The organism is Vibrio sp. V38_P2S17PM301, assembly GCF_009904845.1.
Classification (GTDB): Bacteria; Pseudomonadota; Gammaproteobacteria; order Enterobacterales; family Vibrionaceae; genus Vibrio; species Vibrio proteolyticus.
Genome location: NZ_WXWO01000108.1, coordinates 37,347 through 52,329, shown reverse-complemented (window position 1 = coordinate 52,329; position 14,983 = coordinate 37,347). Strand labels below are relative to the sequence as shown.

Annotated in this window: 14 protein-coding genes; 8 read left to right on the top strand and 6 right to left on the bottom strand. The window is 50.3% G+C overall.

From position 1 onward, the window contains the following. Positions 1 to 14: 14 nt before the first annotated feature. The gene (locus CAG64_RS22750) at positions 15 to 1,025 is read right to left on the bottom strand and encodes a phosphotransferase (RefSeq protein WP_161448099.1); all 1,011 of its coding nucleotides are present in this window, start codon (positions 1,023 to 1,025) and stop codon (positions 15 to 17) included. Further along, positions 998 to 1,279: a GNAT family N-acetyltransferase gene (locus tag CAG64_RS22745; RefSeq protein ID WP_161448101.1), complete on the bottom strand. Its 282-nt coding sequence runs from the start codon at positions 1,277 to 1,279 to the stop codon at positions 998 to 1,000. Before CAG64_RS22745 ends, CAG64_RS22750 begins: the two co-directional genes overlap by 28 nt. A 133-nt stretch (positions 1,280 to 1,412) precedes the next feature. Between CAG64_RS22745 and CAG64_RS22740 the strand changes: the two genes are divergently transcribed. Then, positions 1,413 to 2,144 carry a flagellar brake protein gene (locus tag CAG64_RS22740; protein WP_161448102.1) on the top strand — a complete coding sequence of 244 codons (732 nt, stop codon included), beginning with the start codon at positions 1,413 to 1,415 and terminating at the stop codon, positions 2,142 to 2,144. 49 nt (positions 2,145 to 2,193) lie between these two features. Here CAG64_RS22740 and gltS read toward each other — a convergent pair whose 3' ends face one another. Next, positions 2,194 to 3,420: a sodium/glutamate symporter gene (gltS, locus tag CAG64_RS22735; protein ID WP_161448105.1), complete on the bottom strand. Its 1,227-nt coding sequence runs from the start codon at positions 3,418 to 3,420 to the stop codon at positions 2,194 to 2,196. 692 nt (positions 3,421 to 4,112) lie between these two features. Between gltS and CAG64_RS22730 the strand changes: the two genes are divergently transcribed. The 6 genes from CAG64_RS22730 (at position 4,113) to sstT (ending at position 9,467) form a co-directional block, all read left to right on the top strand. Further along, entirely contained in the window at positions 4,113 to 5,033 is a 921-nt protein-coding gene (locus CAG64_RS22730) for a DUF368 domain-containing protein (protein WP_021706249.1), read from the top strand. Positions 5,034 to 5,160: 127 nt separating this feature from the next. After that, the gene (locus tag CAG64_RS22725; protein WP_021706250.1) at positions 5,161 to 5,589 is read left to right on the top strand and encodes a hypothetical protein; all 429 of its coding nucleotides are present in this window, start codon (positions 5,161 to 5,163) and stop codon (positions 5,587 to 5,589) included. After that, positions 5,586 to 6,200, top strand: a complete 615-nt coding sequence (locus CAG64_RS22720) for an SCO family protein (RefSeq protein WP_021706251.1) — start codon at positions 5,586 to 5,588, stop codon at positions 6,198 to 6,200. The genes CAG64_RS22725 and CAG64_RS22720 overlap by 4 nt, the downstream gene beginning before the upstream one ends. Before the next feature lies 1 nt (position 6,201). After that, positions 6,202 to 6,660 carry a copper chaperone PCu(A)C gene (locus CAG64_RS22715; RefSeq protein ID WP_021706252.1) on the top strand — a complete coding sequence of 153 codons (459 nt, stop codon included), beginning with the start codon at positions 6,202 to 6,204 and terminating at the stop codon, positions 6,658 to 6,660. 278 nt (positions 6,661 to 6,938) lie between these two features. Continuing rightward, positions 6,939 to 7,982, top strand: coding sequence for a ribosome small subunit-dependent GTPase A (rsgA, locus tag CAG64_RS22710; protein ID WP_161448107.1), 1,044 nt, complete (start codon positions 6,939 to 6,941; stop codon positions 7,980 to 7,982). Positions 7,983 to 8,231: 249 nt separating this feature from the next. Next, positions 8,232 to 9,467 carry a serine/threonine transporter SstT gene (gene sstT, locus CAG64_RS22705; RefSeq protein ID WP_021706254.1) on the top strand — a complete coding sequence of 412 codons (1,236 nt, stop codon included), beginning with the start codon at positions 8,232 to 8,234 and terminating at the stop codon, positions 9,465 to 9,467. Between the two features lie 64 nt (positions 9,468 to 9,531). On the opposite strand, the gene CAG64_RS22700 is transcribed toward sstT, so the two are convergent. The 3 genes from CAG64_RS22700 to CAG64_RS22690 form a co-directional block, all read right to left on the bottom strand. Beyond that, positions 9,532 to 10,701 carry a tetratricopeptide repeat protein gene (locus CAG64_RS22700; protein WP_021706255.1) on the bottom strand — a complete coding sequence of 390 codons (1,170 nt, stop codon included), beginning with the start codon at positions 10,699 to 10,701 and terminating at the stop codon, positions 9,532 to 9,534. 331 nt (positions 10,702 to 11,032) lie between these two features. Then, positions 11,033 to 11,341, bottom strand: a complete 309-nt coding sequence (locus CAG64_RS22695) for a bactofilin family protein (RefSeq protein ID WP_040902879.1) — start codon at positions 11,339 to 11,341, stop codon at positions 11,033 to 11,035. Between the two features lie 8 nt (positions 11,342 to 11,349). Next, positions 11,350 to 12,297 (bottom strand): M23 family metallopeptidase, encoded by a 948-nt coding sequence (locus CAG64_RS22690; RefSeq protein ID WP_161448109.1) that lies wholly within the window; start codon positions 12,295 to 12,297, stop codon positions 11,350 to 11,352. 683 nt (positions 12,298 to 12,980) lie between these two features. Here CAG64_RS22690 and CAG64_RS22685 point away from each other — a divergent pair. Then, entirely contained in the window at positions 12,981 to 14,930 is a 1,950-nt protein-coding gene (locus tag CAG64_RS22685) for a PTS mannitol transporter subunit IICBA (protein WP_161489071.1), read from the top strand. Positions 14,931 to 14,983 lie beyond the last annotated feature (53 nt).

Below are 14,983 nucleotides of genomic sequence, written 5' to 3'. Positions count from 1 at the left end.
CGGCGCAAAGAGGCTTACCCACGGTGAGCCTCTACCACGTCTAATGCCCGTTCGGTCAACGCTTCAGTGTACGGGTTAATTTTCCAGTGTCCCGGACTCCACCCCTTAATAAAACGCTGAAAATCGGCCCATGCCAGCGCAAACAGTGGCCGCCAGGCACGTTCAACCTGATGTGCAGACAGTTCTGGACGACAATGTTGCAACGCCTGTGTGAGATAACGGAAATAACGGTCGAGCAAGGCACTTTCGAGTTCGGCACACTGCGCAGGTTCCACCGCACTGCTGATAAACAACGCCACGTCTTTCATCGCGCAACCACGGCCAACGTACTGAAAGTCAACCGCCGCCGCGCCTCTGTCGTCGGCCCGGAAGCAAAAGTTAGCCAGTTTGGCGTCGCCGTGAACCAGTGTCTGATACGGCGCTTCGCTTAAGAGGCGATCCAGTTTTACGGCTGCGCGCTTTAACCTACTGTCATCCAACGCAGCCAACTCATCTGGACGCGTCGCCAGATGCCAGTATGTGCCATTGTCCCACAATCCGTCCGCCGGAGACCCGATGTGACTGGCATGAAACCACGCCAGCCAACGCAACACAGACTGAATTTGCGTCGGCGTTGCCTGTTGACTGACCTTGGTGTACCCCAGAGTGCGCAGATCCTCTATGACCAGCAACATCTCCTGATCCTGCCATTCAATCTGCAGTGGACGCGGCACCGGCGTGTGTGACAGACATTGGCCGGCATAGTCCTGATACCAGCGGCACTCAACCTGATAGGAAGACAGCTTGCGTTGGTGGGCTCGATCAGTGTTCCAGCCTCGCGGATGGCATGTGGGTTTAGGCAAACGGATGTGTTTTACGATCACACTGGGCCCGTGCGCACCTCTGACCGATAGCCGCACCAGTTCGCCGTATCCGCCCCACAAAGTCTGCAGCACGCCGCACCGGGAAACCTGTTCGATACCCAGTGGTGCGAGTAAACTGGCATATTCGTCGAGTGTCACGGTTTCGCCACCAAGTGCGCCCATTGAGGATGGCGGTTGAGATAGTGCTCAACGTAACTGCAAACCGGACGTACGGTCAGGCCCATTTGTTCAATCTCAGGCAATACCGTTTCCATCATGACTTTACCGTATCCTTTCCCTTGCAGCTCATCCGGCACCCGGGTCGAAGTGATCGCCATGACATTCCCTTCCAACTGGTATCGAACCAGCGCCTCAAACCCCGGTTCCACACGGACCCGAAATTCGCCGCGCTCGGCATCATGAATTATTTCATTCATCGTATTCACCCTTCAATTTTTTGACAGAACGCTCAATTATTGACGGCTGACAAATTGAATATTCGCCGCGTCGGCAATAAAATCGTTAAACCAGCCTAACTATAACAAAAATGGCTGACGCAACGGAGGCTAGATGAACACACAGGCAGTGGCAAAAAACGAGATACAACGGGGAAACAAAACCGTTTCCACACTCAACAGCACAGACGCGCTGGCGATGTTGGAACATGGCAGTGAAATGACCATAGGCATCACCACACCTGTTGGCACAACCTTTCGCTGCAAAACCGCGTTTATCGGCACCCATTCCAGCAATCTGATCCTGATTGAGATCCCCAAGATCTCCGACGACGACATCAACTTTTTCTTTCAGGAAGGCTTCTGGCTGACCGTCCGGGCGATCTCTCCACGCGGGGAAGGGGCTCTGGTGCATTTTCGTAGCCAACTGACCCATTTCGTGCGTGAACCCGTCAGCATGGTGGCCATTTCCGTTCCCGGTACCATGCAAGTGACACAACTGCGCAAAGAGCCGCGCTACGAAGTAAACCTGCCGGGTAAAGTGATATTGGGAGATTATCGTTCGGAGTGTGAAATCCGCGATTTGTCAAAAAGCGGCTGCCGTTTTATCACCGCACCGTTAGGGCGTACTTTCCTGGTGGGGGATGAAATCGCGATTGAGTTGAACGCCAACAACAAAGAGCAAAACGTTTTTGCACCGCTGTACGGCAAAGTCTGCAATCTGCAACGCTCAAAGCACTACTCTCGCTATGGGTTGCAATTTGACGAGCAAGGCATGACCAATGCGCGCAACCTGCTCGCTCAGCTCAAGTTTGACGGCACGAAACTGACGCTTCGATCCAGTTAGTTCCACAAAAAAGCTCTGCACTGCAGAGCCTTTTTTGTGTCAGATTACGTTAACCAATAAACGAGATGTAACCCTGCAAAATGATCAGGTTGACGATATCGATAAAGAACGCGCCCACAATCGGTACCACCATAAAGGCCTGAGGCGACGGGCCAAATTTATTCACCAGCGACCCCATGTTCATTACCGCAGTGGGTGTAGCGCCCAAACCGAAGCCACAATGTCCTCCCGACATCACCGCCGCGTCATAGTTGCTGCCCATCACTTTAAACGTGACGAAATAGGCAAACAGGCCCAGCACCACCGACTGCACCGCGAGAATGATCAGAAACGGCACCGCCAAATCAAAAATATTCCACAGCTTGAGGCTCATCAGCGCCATCGCCAAAAACAGCGACAACGACACAGTGCCAAGAATATCGACCGTTTCTGCATTTATGGTGCGAACTTTGGACACTTCCAGAACGTTGGTGATGAACACCCCGATAAACAGAGCGTATACAAAATCTGGAATCATTAACCATTTGATGTCAAAGCTGCTGACCCATTGCTCCAGATACTTCGCCCCCGTCACACAAAGCAGCAAAATAAACAGCACTTCGATGACTTTCTTCGCCGTAACTTTGTCTTCTTCGTATTCGTTGTACGTGACGACCTCAGGAAAGCGCTCATGGGTACGGACACCGCGTCCATACTCAGACTCAAATTCATGTTTTTCAATCAGTTTCTGCGCCACCGGGCTACCGATGATGCCACCGATAATCAAACCAAACGTGGCCGACGCCATCGCAATTTCCAACGTGTTGGACAAACCATAGTTTTCGGTAAACGTTTGTGACCAGGCTGCGCCGGTGCCATGACCGCCCGATAAGGTGATAGACCCAGCAATCAGTCCCATCAACGGGTCCAAACCCAATGCCGTTGCCAAAGAGACACCGACACCATTCTGAATGATGATGTAGAACGACGCGACCCCCAGGAAAATGAAGACTTTCGCCCCACCTTTCATCAACTGGGTATAGTTGGCCGCTAGGCCGACCGTACTGAAGAACATCAACATAAAAGTGTTCTGCAACGGCAGAGAGAATTCCAGATCGACACCCTGAAAATGCAGGGCAGTGATCAGCACTGCAACGATCAATCCGCCGACAATCGGCTCGGGAATGTTAAATTTCTTTAAAACGGGAATTTTGGTGTTTATGAAATGACCCAGAAACAGCACGCTGATAGCGATTAAGAAAGATTCCAGTGGTCCCACCGACAATACGTGATTCATATAACCTCTTTATTGTTCTCACTCATCTTCCCTAACGAGCCAGAGCAAAATCAGTTGGTGCCTGACACCAAATTGACAGCTCTTGTTATTTCAATGATTGCCTATCGAATAATAACCTCTAAAAATAGCTCTATATCAAGAACTTACAACAGACAAGTTCCACTCTAAACCAATGTCAGAGCAAAGTGAAAGCGGACATTATTAAAGAAACCCGAGCGATTTGTCGAGTTTTACGCGAGATTTCAATCGAAGAGGAAGTGTAAACCGGGACAGTATCCCATTACTGAGAAAGAAAAAAAGCCAACCGCAATAACCGCGATTGGCTCAAATAAAGTGTGAACAAAATCATTCACTAACAACGTCAGTTGGCTAGGTAACCCCGGTCGCAACCGGGATTACGTTAAGTAATGCAGGTTGCATGCCATGTTTAAAACAGCCCAAATATGCAACGTTGTACTCATTATTTACCAGATTGGGTACCGCTTTGTTGCAATTTGCAAATGCATTATGCATGTGAACGCAATATGGAACAGCAATAAGCCGGATCGATCAAACGCTATGGTATTTAGTTACGTCTCGCTCCTCTTCCAGTTCAGCACCACAGAGTTAACCTGATTGAGACGGTGGGCGCTGGACAGAGTTGAGGGGTTTGAGGTTATACTCGGCACAATTCACTGAACCGAAGAGAAAGAATGAATTACATTACTACGTTCCTCAAAGGGCTTGCGATGGGCGCAGCCGATGTCGTTCCGGGCGTGTCCGGTGGTACGATCGCTTTTATTACCGGCATCTACGATACCTTGTTAGAGAGTATCCGGCGCGTTAACCCGAGCTTAATCGGGCTGTGGCGCCGCGAAGGATTTAAAGCTGCGTTTAATCATATTAACGGGCTGTTTTTGATTGCACTGTTTGGCGGTATCCTGACCAGCATTGCAACGCTGGCAAAGCTTATTTCCTGGCTGCTGGTCACTCATCCGATTCCAATCTGGTCCTTTTTCTTCGGCCTGATTCTGGTATCGGTGTACCACATGCTGCGTCAGATAGAGCATAAACGTCCGTCGCTGTTGCTATTTGCCTTGGCCGGGGTCGCATTTGCCTACTCGATTACCGTGCTCAATCCGCTCGAAATCGAGCCAACCAGCCTCAACGTGTTGATGGCAGGAGCGATCGCCATCTGTGCAATGATCCTTCCGGGTATTTCCGGTAGTTTCATCTTGCTGTTGATAGGCATGTACGCGCCCGTTTTAGGTGCAGTCAAAGCGGTTCAGATTGATATACTGGCGCTGTTTCTGGGGGGCTGTGTGATTGGCCTGCTCACTTTTTCTCATCTGTTGTCCTGGCTGCTAAAGCGCTTTCGTGACTTCACTCTGACGTTCCTGACTGGTTTGATGCTGGGCACGTTGCCAAAAATCTGGCCGTGGAAAGAAACCATCAGTTGGCGCATCAACTCCAAAGGGGAACAAGTCCCCTTACTTCAACACAACCTCACACCGTTTGAATTTGAACACATCACCTCTCAGCCGGCACAACTGGGGATCGCCATTGTTTTGATGCTGTGCGCTTTTGCTCTGGTACTGGGGCTGGAGAAATTCGCCGAAAACCGTGATGTCTAAGCACGCGGCATAGAACACGGGGCCTTCGGGCCCCACGTTTGATTATTGACATATTTTGTCTCTTTCACTCAACGACTTCCCCTCGCCTGTGCTAACATCTTCATTTTCAAGTAATCGGACCCTCGTCATGCACACGGTGATTAAACTGGCTGGAATTGCTCTGGCACTGGCTGTCGGCTTTTTCGCCTCAGACATTGCCCGCTGGTTTGACACGGGAGACAGTCGTCTCTCTCTCGACCAATATTGCGTGTTGTCTTCTCAGCCCTGCTCTCAATCCAATGTCACCATGACACTCAACCAGAATACGGCTCAGCCGCTGGTGCCGGTGCAGATCTCGGTGCAGTGGCCACAAGCCCAGTCTGAAACACTGCGCTTAGATTTGGAAGGGTTGGAAATGGAAATGGGGCGAGCACGCTTCGTGCTGAAAGCAGTTGGCAACCAGCGTTATGAAGGCGAAGTACTTCTGCCAGTCTGCACTCAAAATGAAATGACCTGGCTGGGCGAGTTGTCCGACGGTCATCAAACCGTTTACCCTGCAATAAGGATGAAAAGATGAGTAGAAACTGGTCTCTGATTTTGGTCGCGGCTTTTGCCTTAGGATATGGTGTCAAAACCTACCTCGATTCTCAGCCCGATAGCCCAGTTGCCACAGAGCAACAACCAGCCTCACCACAGGAAACCGTGCTGTTCGGCCAGAACGACCAACCGGTGCATCTTTTTGATACCAGCGATGAGCGTATCCGCATCGTGTATTTTGGTTTTACCCGCTGTCCAGATGTCTGTCCGACGTCGCTGGCCATGCTGGCCGGTGCCCTCAACCAGATCGACCCGGACACGCTGGCAAAACTGCGCCCAGTGTTCGTTTCACTGGATCCAGAACGCGATAAAGCGGATGACTCGTATCAATACGCTCAATACTTCCACAAGGCAATCGAAGGCCTGTCGGCGCCACTGGCGGTGACCAAACCACTGGCGCACAGCTATGGCGTCATTTTCCGTAAAACGGAACTGAAAGATTCGGAACTGAAGTACACGCTGGATCACAGCTCTTACTTCTACTTCCTCAAACCAGACGGCACACTGATTACAAAAGTGCCGCACACTCAGACACCGGCACCGATTGTGGCAGCTATCGAGTCGGTAACCAGCTCAGTACAAGGAAAATAATATGAAGCTTAAAGCTCTGCTATTGGCCTCTTTGGCTCTCAGCCCGTTGGCCTACGCAAACTCTGACATCATGGCTCACGATGCCTATGCGCGCGCGACGCCACCAAACGCCCCAACCAGTGCCATCTTCGCCCAGTTCATGAACCAAGGCGATGAGGACCGCTACATTGTTTCCGTTTCGACACCAGCGGCAGGCAAAGTAGAACTGCACGACGTGATCCACGACGGCGATGTGATGCAAATGCGTCAGATAGAAAAAATCAAACTGCCAGCCCACGGCATGGCCGAACTCAAGCCTGGCAGTTTACATATCATGTTGTTTGATCTTAAGCAGCCACTGGCAGAAGGTGAGAACATTGATGTTGAAGTTACCTTCGCCAACGGTGAAAAGCTAAGCTTCCAGGCGCCAGTGAAAAAAGTCATGAGCGGCATGAAAAAAATGCAGCACAGCCATCAATAATTGGCGAAAAAACAGCAAAACAGGTGAGACTCTTCCCGCCTGTTTTGTTATCATCGCGCCGCTAACTGATTAAACATAAGGAGAATCTGATGATTGTATTACGTATCCACCCGGCAAGTCAGGCGAAGTAAAGCGAACACTCACTTTCACTCTATTCCTTTCTTCCCCTCCTAAATTTGCCCGGTGTCCTTAGACCGGGGTCTGTTTTTGTTCATTCGACCCTAATATCTCTGCATATCAATGGCACAGAGACGTTACTCTGTGGCTAGGGAAAAGCAATGAAACATCATTTATCATTACGCCAACTGGGTTGGCAACCTGTCTTTCAACAACAACTGTTACTCGATGAACTCGAACACGCGACCGTTGCGCGCGTTACGGCTCATCAGCGAAGCGGCTACACACTGCTCAGCGAACTCGGCGAGCACCACTTGCCTATCCATCATTCGCAACCTGCAATGACGGTGGGCGACTGGTTACTGCTCGACCCAAATGAGCAGTTCCTGCGAACGTTAGAGCGTTCGTCGCTATTCAGTCGTAAGGCCGCTGGGAGTAAAATCGCCGAGCAACTTATTGCAGCCAATGTCGATAGCGTCTTTATTGTCTGTTCACTGAATCTTGATTTTAACCTCAGCCGGATCGAACGTTACCTGGCTTTGGCACACGAAGCAGGCAGTGAGCCCGTCATCGTTCTGAGTAAACTCGATTTATGCGATGACGCGGAAGAGAAAATCGCGCAAGTCAGAGCCTTGAGCCCCCTGCTGTGTGTCGAAGCCGTAAACGGCCTTGACGCAGACAGTTGTGCCCGACTGTCCCCTTGGTGTCAACCTGGGCAAACCGTGGCCTTTATGGGCTCTTCCGGGGTCGGAAAATCGACGCTGGTGAATACCTTGATGGGCACAACGGAACAGGACACCGGTTCGATCCGTGAAGACGACAACAAAGGGCGCCATACAACCACGTCACGTTCGTTGCACTTCATGCCATCGGGGGCGGTTCTGATTGACACCCCGGGAATGCGCGAATTGCAATTGGCAGACTGCGCCGCAGGCGTCAGTGAAGCGTTCGCAGATATCGAGCTGCTCGCTCAGCAGTGCCGGTTCAACGATTGCCACCACCAGGGGGAACCCGGCTGCGCTGTGACTCAGGCCGTCGATCGTGGTGAGCTGGAAGAGCGTCGCCTGAAGAATTATTTCAAGCTGCTGCGTGAACAAGCCCATAACAGCTCGAGCCTGGCTCAACAGCGAGCCAAGTTTAAACAACTGGGTAAAATGTATCGTTCCGTGCAGTCAGACAAACGCAAACTCAAGCAAAACCACTAACACGCTACGATTCACCCGGTAACCTGCCGGGTGAATAATTTCCTACAACAATCTCCCCACAACGCATCAATAACAAGCGCGAAACAATCAACAACATAAAATGTTACATATACAGCATTTTTGCAATTAGCTGTGCTAATTCTCAATTAATTCTAGACACATCATCTTGAGCCACTATTATTGTCATCCTCAGTTTTCAATAGCTGACATCACTATAATTTTAGAGATTGATTCATTGCAGGGATAACTATGCATCGCAACAATATTTTCGCCCGTTTTGCGCGTGGAAACCTGGTTCTCCAAATCCTGGCGGGTATCGTACTCGGCAGCGTGCTGGCGCTCCTGGCTCCGGAACGTGCACAAGAGGTGGGTTTACTCGGAAGCCTGTTCGTCGGAGCGCTGAAAGCCGTCGCTCCTATTCTGGTCTTTATTCTGGTGGCAGCTTCTATTGCCAACCAAAAGAAAAACCAACACACCTATATGCGCCCTATCGTGGTTTTGTACCTGTTCGGTACATTCACCGCCGCACTGACCGCTGTCGCCATGAGCTTTATGTTCCCTACCACACTGACTCTGGTGTCAGGCGCTGAAGGGACAACGCCACCACAAGGCATCGGTGAAGTTCTGAATACCCTGCTGTTCAAACTGGTCGATAACCCAGTGAATGCGCTGATGAGCGCCAACTATATCGGTATCCTGGCATGGGCGGTGGGTCTGGGCTTGGCTCTGCACCACGCATCAGCGACCACCAAAGCGGTATTTGAAGATCTGAGTCACGGCGTGTCTCAAATCGTTCGCTTCATTATCCGCTTGGCACCGTTTGGTATCTTTGGTCTGGTTGCGTCTACGCTGGCCACCACAGGTTTTGAAGCTCTGTCTGGCTACGCGCAGCTTCTGGGTGTATTGCTGGGTGCGATGCTGATCATCGCTCTGGTGGTAAACCCGATTATCGTTTTGGTGAAAACCGGTGAAAACCCTTACCCACTGGTACTGCAGTGTCTGCGCGAAAGTGGTGTTACGGCATTCTTTACCCGTTCAAGTGCCGCAAATATCCCGGTGAACATGGCACTGTGTGAAAAGCTGAAACTGGATGAAGACACCTACTCAGTGTCTATCCCGTTGGGTGCAACAATCAACATGGCTGGAGCCGCCATCACCATTACAGTGCTGACTCTGGCGGCTGTGCATACGCTGGGTATTGAAGTGGATATCCTGACCGCACTGCTGCTGAGCATTGTGGCTGCAGTTTCAGCTTGTGGCGCTTCAGGCGTTGCGGGTGGTTCTTTGTTACTGATTCCTCTGGCATGTGGCCTGTTTGGTATTCCAAACGAAGTGGCGATGCAAGTCGTGGCGGTAGGCTTTATCATTGGTGTTATCCAGGATTCAGCAGAAACCGCTTTGAACAGCTCCACTGACGTTGTGTTCACTGCCGCTGTGTGCAAAGCGCAACACAGAAAAGAGCAGAAGCGACTGGCAGCAGAATAAGCCGCCAAACATGCAAAAGCCCCGGTTTGATACCGGGGCTTTTTTGTGTCTATCCGATGCGAGTCTACAACTTAAAACCGGCGCTGAAGTCCATTTTAGGCGGTGGAGATTCTGGCTCAGGAGGCTGTGGTTCAGGTTGCGGCTGAGACTGCGTTGTGTCCGCTGCGCGACTGAGTAACTCTTCGTCCAGCTCATTGTCATCGCTCAGTAGCTCACTGTCAGTGGCATCTTGTGGCAACTGGATGCCACGTTTGTAGAGTTTGTTCAATACCCGGATCACAGAGTGCTTACTGACGGTTCCCGCCGCCATTTTCTTGATGATTGGCCGAACCAGAGATTGCAACCCGACTACAGAATCGACCCCTAAATTAGCACCCACCTGATCACGCAGTGCTTTTGCCGGCTCATAACCAAAATACGCCGACAGGAACAACCAGATATACGCGATTGCGTTGCCTTTGCTCCCTCTGTCCATCCAGGCTTCACCCGCGTGATACATCGCCTGAACATGTCCCTTTTCTGCCGCCCGTTCTAACCAGTAGCAACCTTTATTGTGATCCGCAGAAACGCCAACCCCATGCAGATAATTCAACCCAAGGCGCATACGCCCTTCCAGGCTGTTAAGCTGCGCCGCACGTTTGTACCAATAAGTCGAATCCTGAGGTTTACGTTGTGGGTTATTCGCGGAAACGCACCACTCGCCAAGAAAAAGTATTGCATCGATGTTTTTTTCTTCCGCCGCTTCTTGCATCACGGAAGTCGCTTTTAATACGTTTTGATCCGTTCCCCGCCCGTGAAACAGCGCCAACGCCATGTCATATTTGGCTGAGGCATTGCCCTCCAGTGCTGAGATGCAATTTTGCCAGAACTTAGCCTGTTCTTTCAGCACCAGATCTTCCCGCATTTTCTGGCTGAGACGAACAATGCCGTACATGCCATTAATGCTGTCGAGCTTCGCGGCTTTGGTGTACCAGTGCAGCGCTTCTTTGATGTTGGTGCGTTCAGCTTCTTTGGCCAAAAACAGAATGGTTGGGACATGCCCTTCTTCAGCCTTGAGAATGCGCTCCTGCCGCTCTCGCTGCTTGTTTTTTTCCAGCGCACGACGATACGCCAGCTCTCGCTGACGTTTCTCTTCTTCCAGACGCTTTTTGCGCAATGACAGCGACAACATCCAGAGGAACACTAATATCAGTGCCAGTCCTGTGGCGCCGATCGCTATTCCGATAATACTCATCTAATGACTTCTGCTCTATTGATACTTATTGTATCGGCCATGGACGAAAAATATTAAATGCTTTATATCCAAGCCGTTTCATTAGGTGAAAGAAACGTCGTTTGGCGAGGAAATAATGCCTACATCCTGTATTGATTGCGTCCGATTATACCGGTATGACCAGTTGGCTTGCTAAATTGCGCCACAAACATGACATGGGTTCCAAAGTCAGCCCCATATAAGGTCCACAATACGGGTCCTCTCTGTTCGTTGCACACGTGTTCAAACCGAGCGCCCCCAAATACAAAAGCCACGCAAGTGCGTGGCTTTTGTCGGTGCATCGTGGGTTCAATCAGGCTTCGGCAGCCGCTTTCGCATCGCACAAGTCCACCACCTGACGCTCAGACTGACTGTACTGCCCGGCATGGGTCACGCCATGGAACTTGCCTCCCGGCTCAATACTGAGGTTGTCACTGTAAATGGTGCCACTTACCCGGCCACGGCTCAGGATCTCGATTACGTCAGCATAACAGGTGCCTTCAAATTCGCCGTTGATGATCACACGTTCGGCACGGATTTCACCACTGACCAAACCGGATTCACTGATCACCAGACTTTTTTCCACTTCGACGGCCCCGTCGATAGAACCGTCTACCTGGATATCGCACTCTAACTGGAGCTGTCCGCTAATTGCACAGCCTTTTGCGATGACAGTTGTAGCTGACTGCTGACTCTTAACTCGACTTTGTCTACCAAAGATTCCCATCGAATACCTCTTACATTACTAAATAGTGTCTCGAAATTGTCTACCCCCCAGTCAACAAATGGTCGGGGGTTTAACGGCCGGCCAACAAAACGAACTTCATAGTGCAGGTGTGGGCCCGACGACAAACCACTGTTACCAGAGTAGCCAATCAGATCGCCTTTCTGCACAAAATCGCCACTTTGCACTTTGAACTTCTGTAAGTGCGAATACGAACTGGAGAAACCGTAAGCATGCTGCAGGCGGAGAAAGTTACCACTCCCCTTGTTGCTGGGTCGGACGACTTCTACCACCCCATCAGCCGGAGCATAGACAGGCGTACCAATGTTGACGGCAAAATCCTGACCGCGGTGAAATTTCATTTTCCCGGTCACGGGATGTTTACGCTTGCCATATCCTGACGAAATACGTGCATGCTGAACAGGCGATCCGCTGGGGATTTGGGTTAACATCACCATTCGAACCGACGACGTGATGGCTGCCGCGTCCAGACGGGTTTCTAGTGCACCGGCCCCCTCTTCGACTCCGAGAACTTTCTCTAAGTCGCCCAGACGATCAGCCACCAGATTGATGCGCTCTTCGCGCTCCATCAGGTCGCTTTCCAAGTTGTCCTTAAGCTCTTTGAGCGACGTCACTTCCTCACTCAAAGACATGGATTTTGTTTCGAGCTCCCGCTGTTTGATCTTGGCGAAATCCACTTCATTCTTCAGATAGTAGATCACCCCGCCAGTCACAATCAGGCTGACAGCCATACAATATCCCAAGCCCTTGAGCACATGGCGAAACCATTTTCCAAACTGGAAATGCTGCGTGCCATGAATAGACGATACCGAGATTGTTATCCTTTCTTTCATGGAATTTATTCGAAAATTTATTTGAGGCATGAATAAAAAACGCAGGCATTCTAACAAGAATAAAAATAACCCTGAACCTTGTCATGGCTCGCACTAAGACCTTATTGTTAACTTTGTGATTAAGGCATGAAAAATGCGGATCATCACAAACGGTCAAATATGCACCCAATGGATTACTCTTTATTATTGTTTGGTTGCCATCGCCCTCCGCAAGTCCTTTCGCTGACGAAAATTATGCCACCCACGACATATCGTTCGCCGTATCTTAATTACAAAAAAGCGACGGCAGATTGGACGGGATTTAATTCGATCAATTAAATAAATAATGACCTGTGAGAAAGATCACCTGTTGTGTGGAATTAATTTTTCAACCTTTCATTTGTGTGACAAAGATCACTCATGAAACACTTATTGACCAACTACGTTTTGTGATGGCGATCATTTAAAATTAATTGACAATTATAAAAACAACAAAATGTAGCTAAATTACATGTCAGAGATATGACAGTGGTCACTAAAAATTGTTTTGCAGTAGGGATTTTATGCGGAGCTGATCACGAAAAACCCGTTGTCAGTTCCAAATGAAGATTGTGTGGTAAATTGATTGGGTACTAAGCAATCAAGCGGTTTTGGCGAACCGTTACTACAACAATATTCATCAGAACATCGAACGGGGAATTCTTATGATATCACCAGATGCTAAGATCAAGATACAAAATTTTGGTCGCTTTCTGTCTAACATGGTAATGCCTAATATCGGCGCTTTCATCGCCTGGGGCTTTATTACCGCACTCTTTATTCCAACTGGCTGGCTGCCAAACGAAACGCTGGCGTCTATGGTTGGTCCAATGATCACTTATCTGCTGCCACTACTGATCGGTTACACCGGTGGTAAATTGGTCGGCGGTGATCGTGGTGCTGTGGTCGGTGCGATCACAACCATGGGTGTGATCGTCGGTACCGACATTCCAATGTTCATGGGCGCCATGATGGTAGGACCATTAGGCGGCTGGGCAATCAAGACCTTTGACAAAAAGATCGACGGAAAAGTGAAAAGCGGCTTCGAAATGCTGGTCAATAACTTCTCCGCCGGTATCATCGGCATGGCGTTGGCTATTCTGGCGTTCTTCTTCATCGGTCCGTTTGTGAAGATCCTGTCCGGCACGTTGGCGGCTGGCGTAAACTTCCTAGTAAACGCTCACCTTCTGCCACTGACTTCTATCTTTGTTGAACCAGCGAAAATTCTGTTCCTGAACAACGCCATCAACCACGGTATTTTCTCACCTCTGGGCATCCAGCAAGCATCTGAAGCCGGTCAGTCCATCTTCTTCCTGATCGAAGCAAACCCAGGGCCGGGTCTGGGTATCCTGCTGGCGTATATCGTCTTTGGTAAAGGCACAGCCAAACAGACTGCAGGTGGGGCGTCCATCATCCACTTCTTCGGTGGTATCCACGAAATCTACTTCCCCTACATTCTGATGAACCCGCGTCTGATCCTGGCCGCAATTGCAGGCGGTATGACAGGTGTCTTTGTCCTGACGGTATTTAACGCGGGTATTGTGTCTCCAGCTTCACCGGGTTCAATTTTCGCAGTACTGCTGATGACACCAAAAGCTTCTATGGTGGGCGTACTGAGCTCTATCTTCTCAGCGGCGGCCGTCTCTTTCGCAGTGGCTTCAGTTCTGATGAAAGCGCAACGTACCTCTGAAGAAGATGGCGATGAAGTCGCGCTGGAGAAGGCGACTTCACAAATGCAAGACATGAAAGCCACGTCAAAAGGCGCGGTAGCCAATCAGCAAAGCAAAGGCGATGTCGATATGGCGAGTGTGAAAAGCATCATTGTTGCGTGTGACGCGGGTATGGGTTCCAGCGCTATGGGCGCAGGCATGCTGCGCAAGAAAGTCCAGGATGCCGGATTAGACATCCACGTGACTAATTTAGCCATCAACAGCTTGCCAGAGGACGCAGACATCGTGATTACACACAAAGACTTAACGGATCGTGCCCGTAAGCACGCACCTGACGCACACCACATTTCCCTGACGAACTTCCTGGACAGCGAAATGTACAATCAGCTAGTGGTTAAATTGATGGCCGCACAAAACCAACCGGCTGCGAATGATGCCAATATGGTCAAACTGACCGTGCTGGCCGCGAACGACGATAGCTTTGAAGACCAGCAGCCATCGGTATTCCGTATTGAGCGAGAAAACATTCATCTGGGCCTCAAAGCCAGAAATAAAGACGAAGCCATTCGCTATGCGGGTAACAAGCTGGTTGAGATGGGTTACGCGGAGCCAGAATACGTCGACGCCATGTTCGAACGCGAAAAACTGGTCCCCACCTATCTGGGTGAATCCATTGCTGTACCTCACGGTACTGTAGAGGCCAAAGACCGAGTCATCAAAACAGGCATTGTTATCTGCCAGTACCCTGGCGGCGTACAGTTTGGCGAAGACGCGGATGACATTGCCAAGCTGGTTATCGGTATCGCGGCGAAAAACGATGAACATATTCAGGTCATTACCACCATTACTAACGCACTTGATGAGCCGGAGGCCATCGACATGCTGACCAGTACCGACAAGGTTGAGGACATTCTCAACATTCTGTCCGGTCACCAGGCAGCCTAACCTGTTTTGCTCCTGAGCAAAAACCGAGGTCTCGTCACGCCCCCCTATTGTGG

Coding starts and splice junctions, on each gene's coding strand:
- CAG64_RS22750 (WP_161448099.1), bottom strand. CDS start 1,025: ATGGGCGCACTTGGTGGCGAAACCGTGACACTCGACGAATATGCCAGT.
- CAG64_RS22745 (WP_161448101.1), bottom strand. CDS start 1,279: ATGAATGAAATAATTCATGATGCCGAGCGCGGCGAATTTCGGGTCCGT.
- CAG64_RS22740 (WP_161448102.1), top strand. CDS start 1,413: ATGAACACACAGGCAGTGGCAAAAAACGAGATACAACGGGGAAACAAA.
- gltS (WP_161448105.1), bottom strand. CDS start 3,420: ATGAATCACGTATTGTCGGTGGGACCACTGGAATCTTTCTTAATCGCT.
- CAG64_RS22730 (WP_021706249.1), top strand. CDS start 4,113: ATGAATTACATTACTACGTTCCTCAAAGGGCTTGCGATGGGCGCAGCC.
- CAG64_RS22725 (WP_021706250.1), top strand. CDS start 5,161: ATGCACACGGTGATTAAACTGGCTGGAATTGCTCTGGCACTGGCTGTC.
- CAG64_RS22720 (WP_021706251.1), top strand. CDS start 5,586: ATGAGTAGAAACTGGTCTCTGATTTTGGTCGCGGCTTTTGCCTTAGGA.
- CAG64_RS22715 (WP_021706252.1), top strand. CDS start 6,202: ATGAAGCTTAAAGCTCTGCTATTGGCCTCTTTGGCTCTCAGCCCGTTG.
- rsgA (WP_161448107.1), top strand. CDS start 6,939: ATGAAACATCATTTATCATTACGCCAACTGGGTTGGCAACCTGTCTTT.
- sstT (WP_021706254.1), top strand. CDS start 8,232: ATGCATCGCAACAATATTTTCGCCCGTTTTGCGCGTGGAAACCTGGTT.
- CAG64_RS22700 (WP_021706255.1), bottom strand. CDS start 10,701: ATGAGTATTATCGGAATAGCGATCGGCGCCACAGGACTGGCACTGATA.
- CAG64_RS22690 (WP_161448109.1), bottom strand. CDS start 12,297: ATGAAAGAAAGGATAACAATCTCGGTATCGTCTATTCATGGCACGCAG.
- CAG64_RS22685 (WP_161489071.1), top strand. CDS start 12,981: ATGATATCACCAGATGCTAAGATCAAGATACAAAATTTTGGTCGCTTT.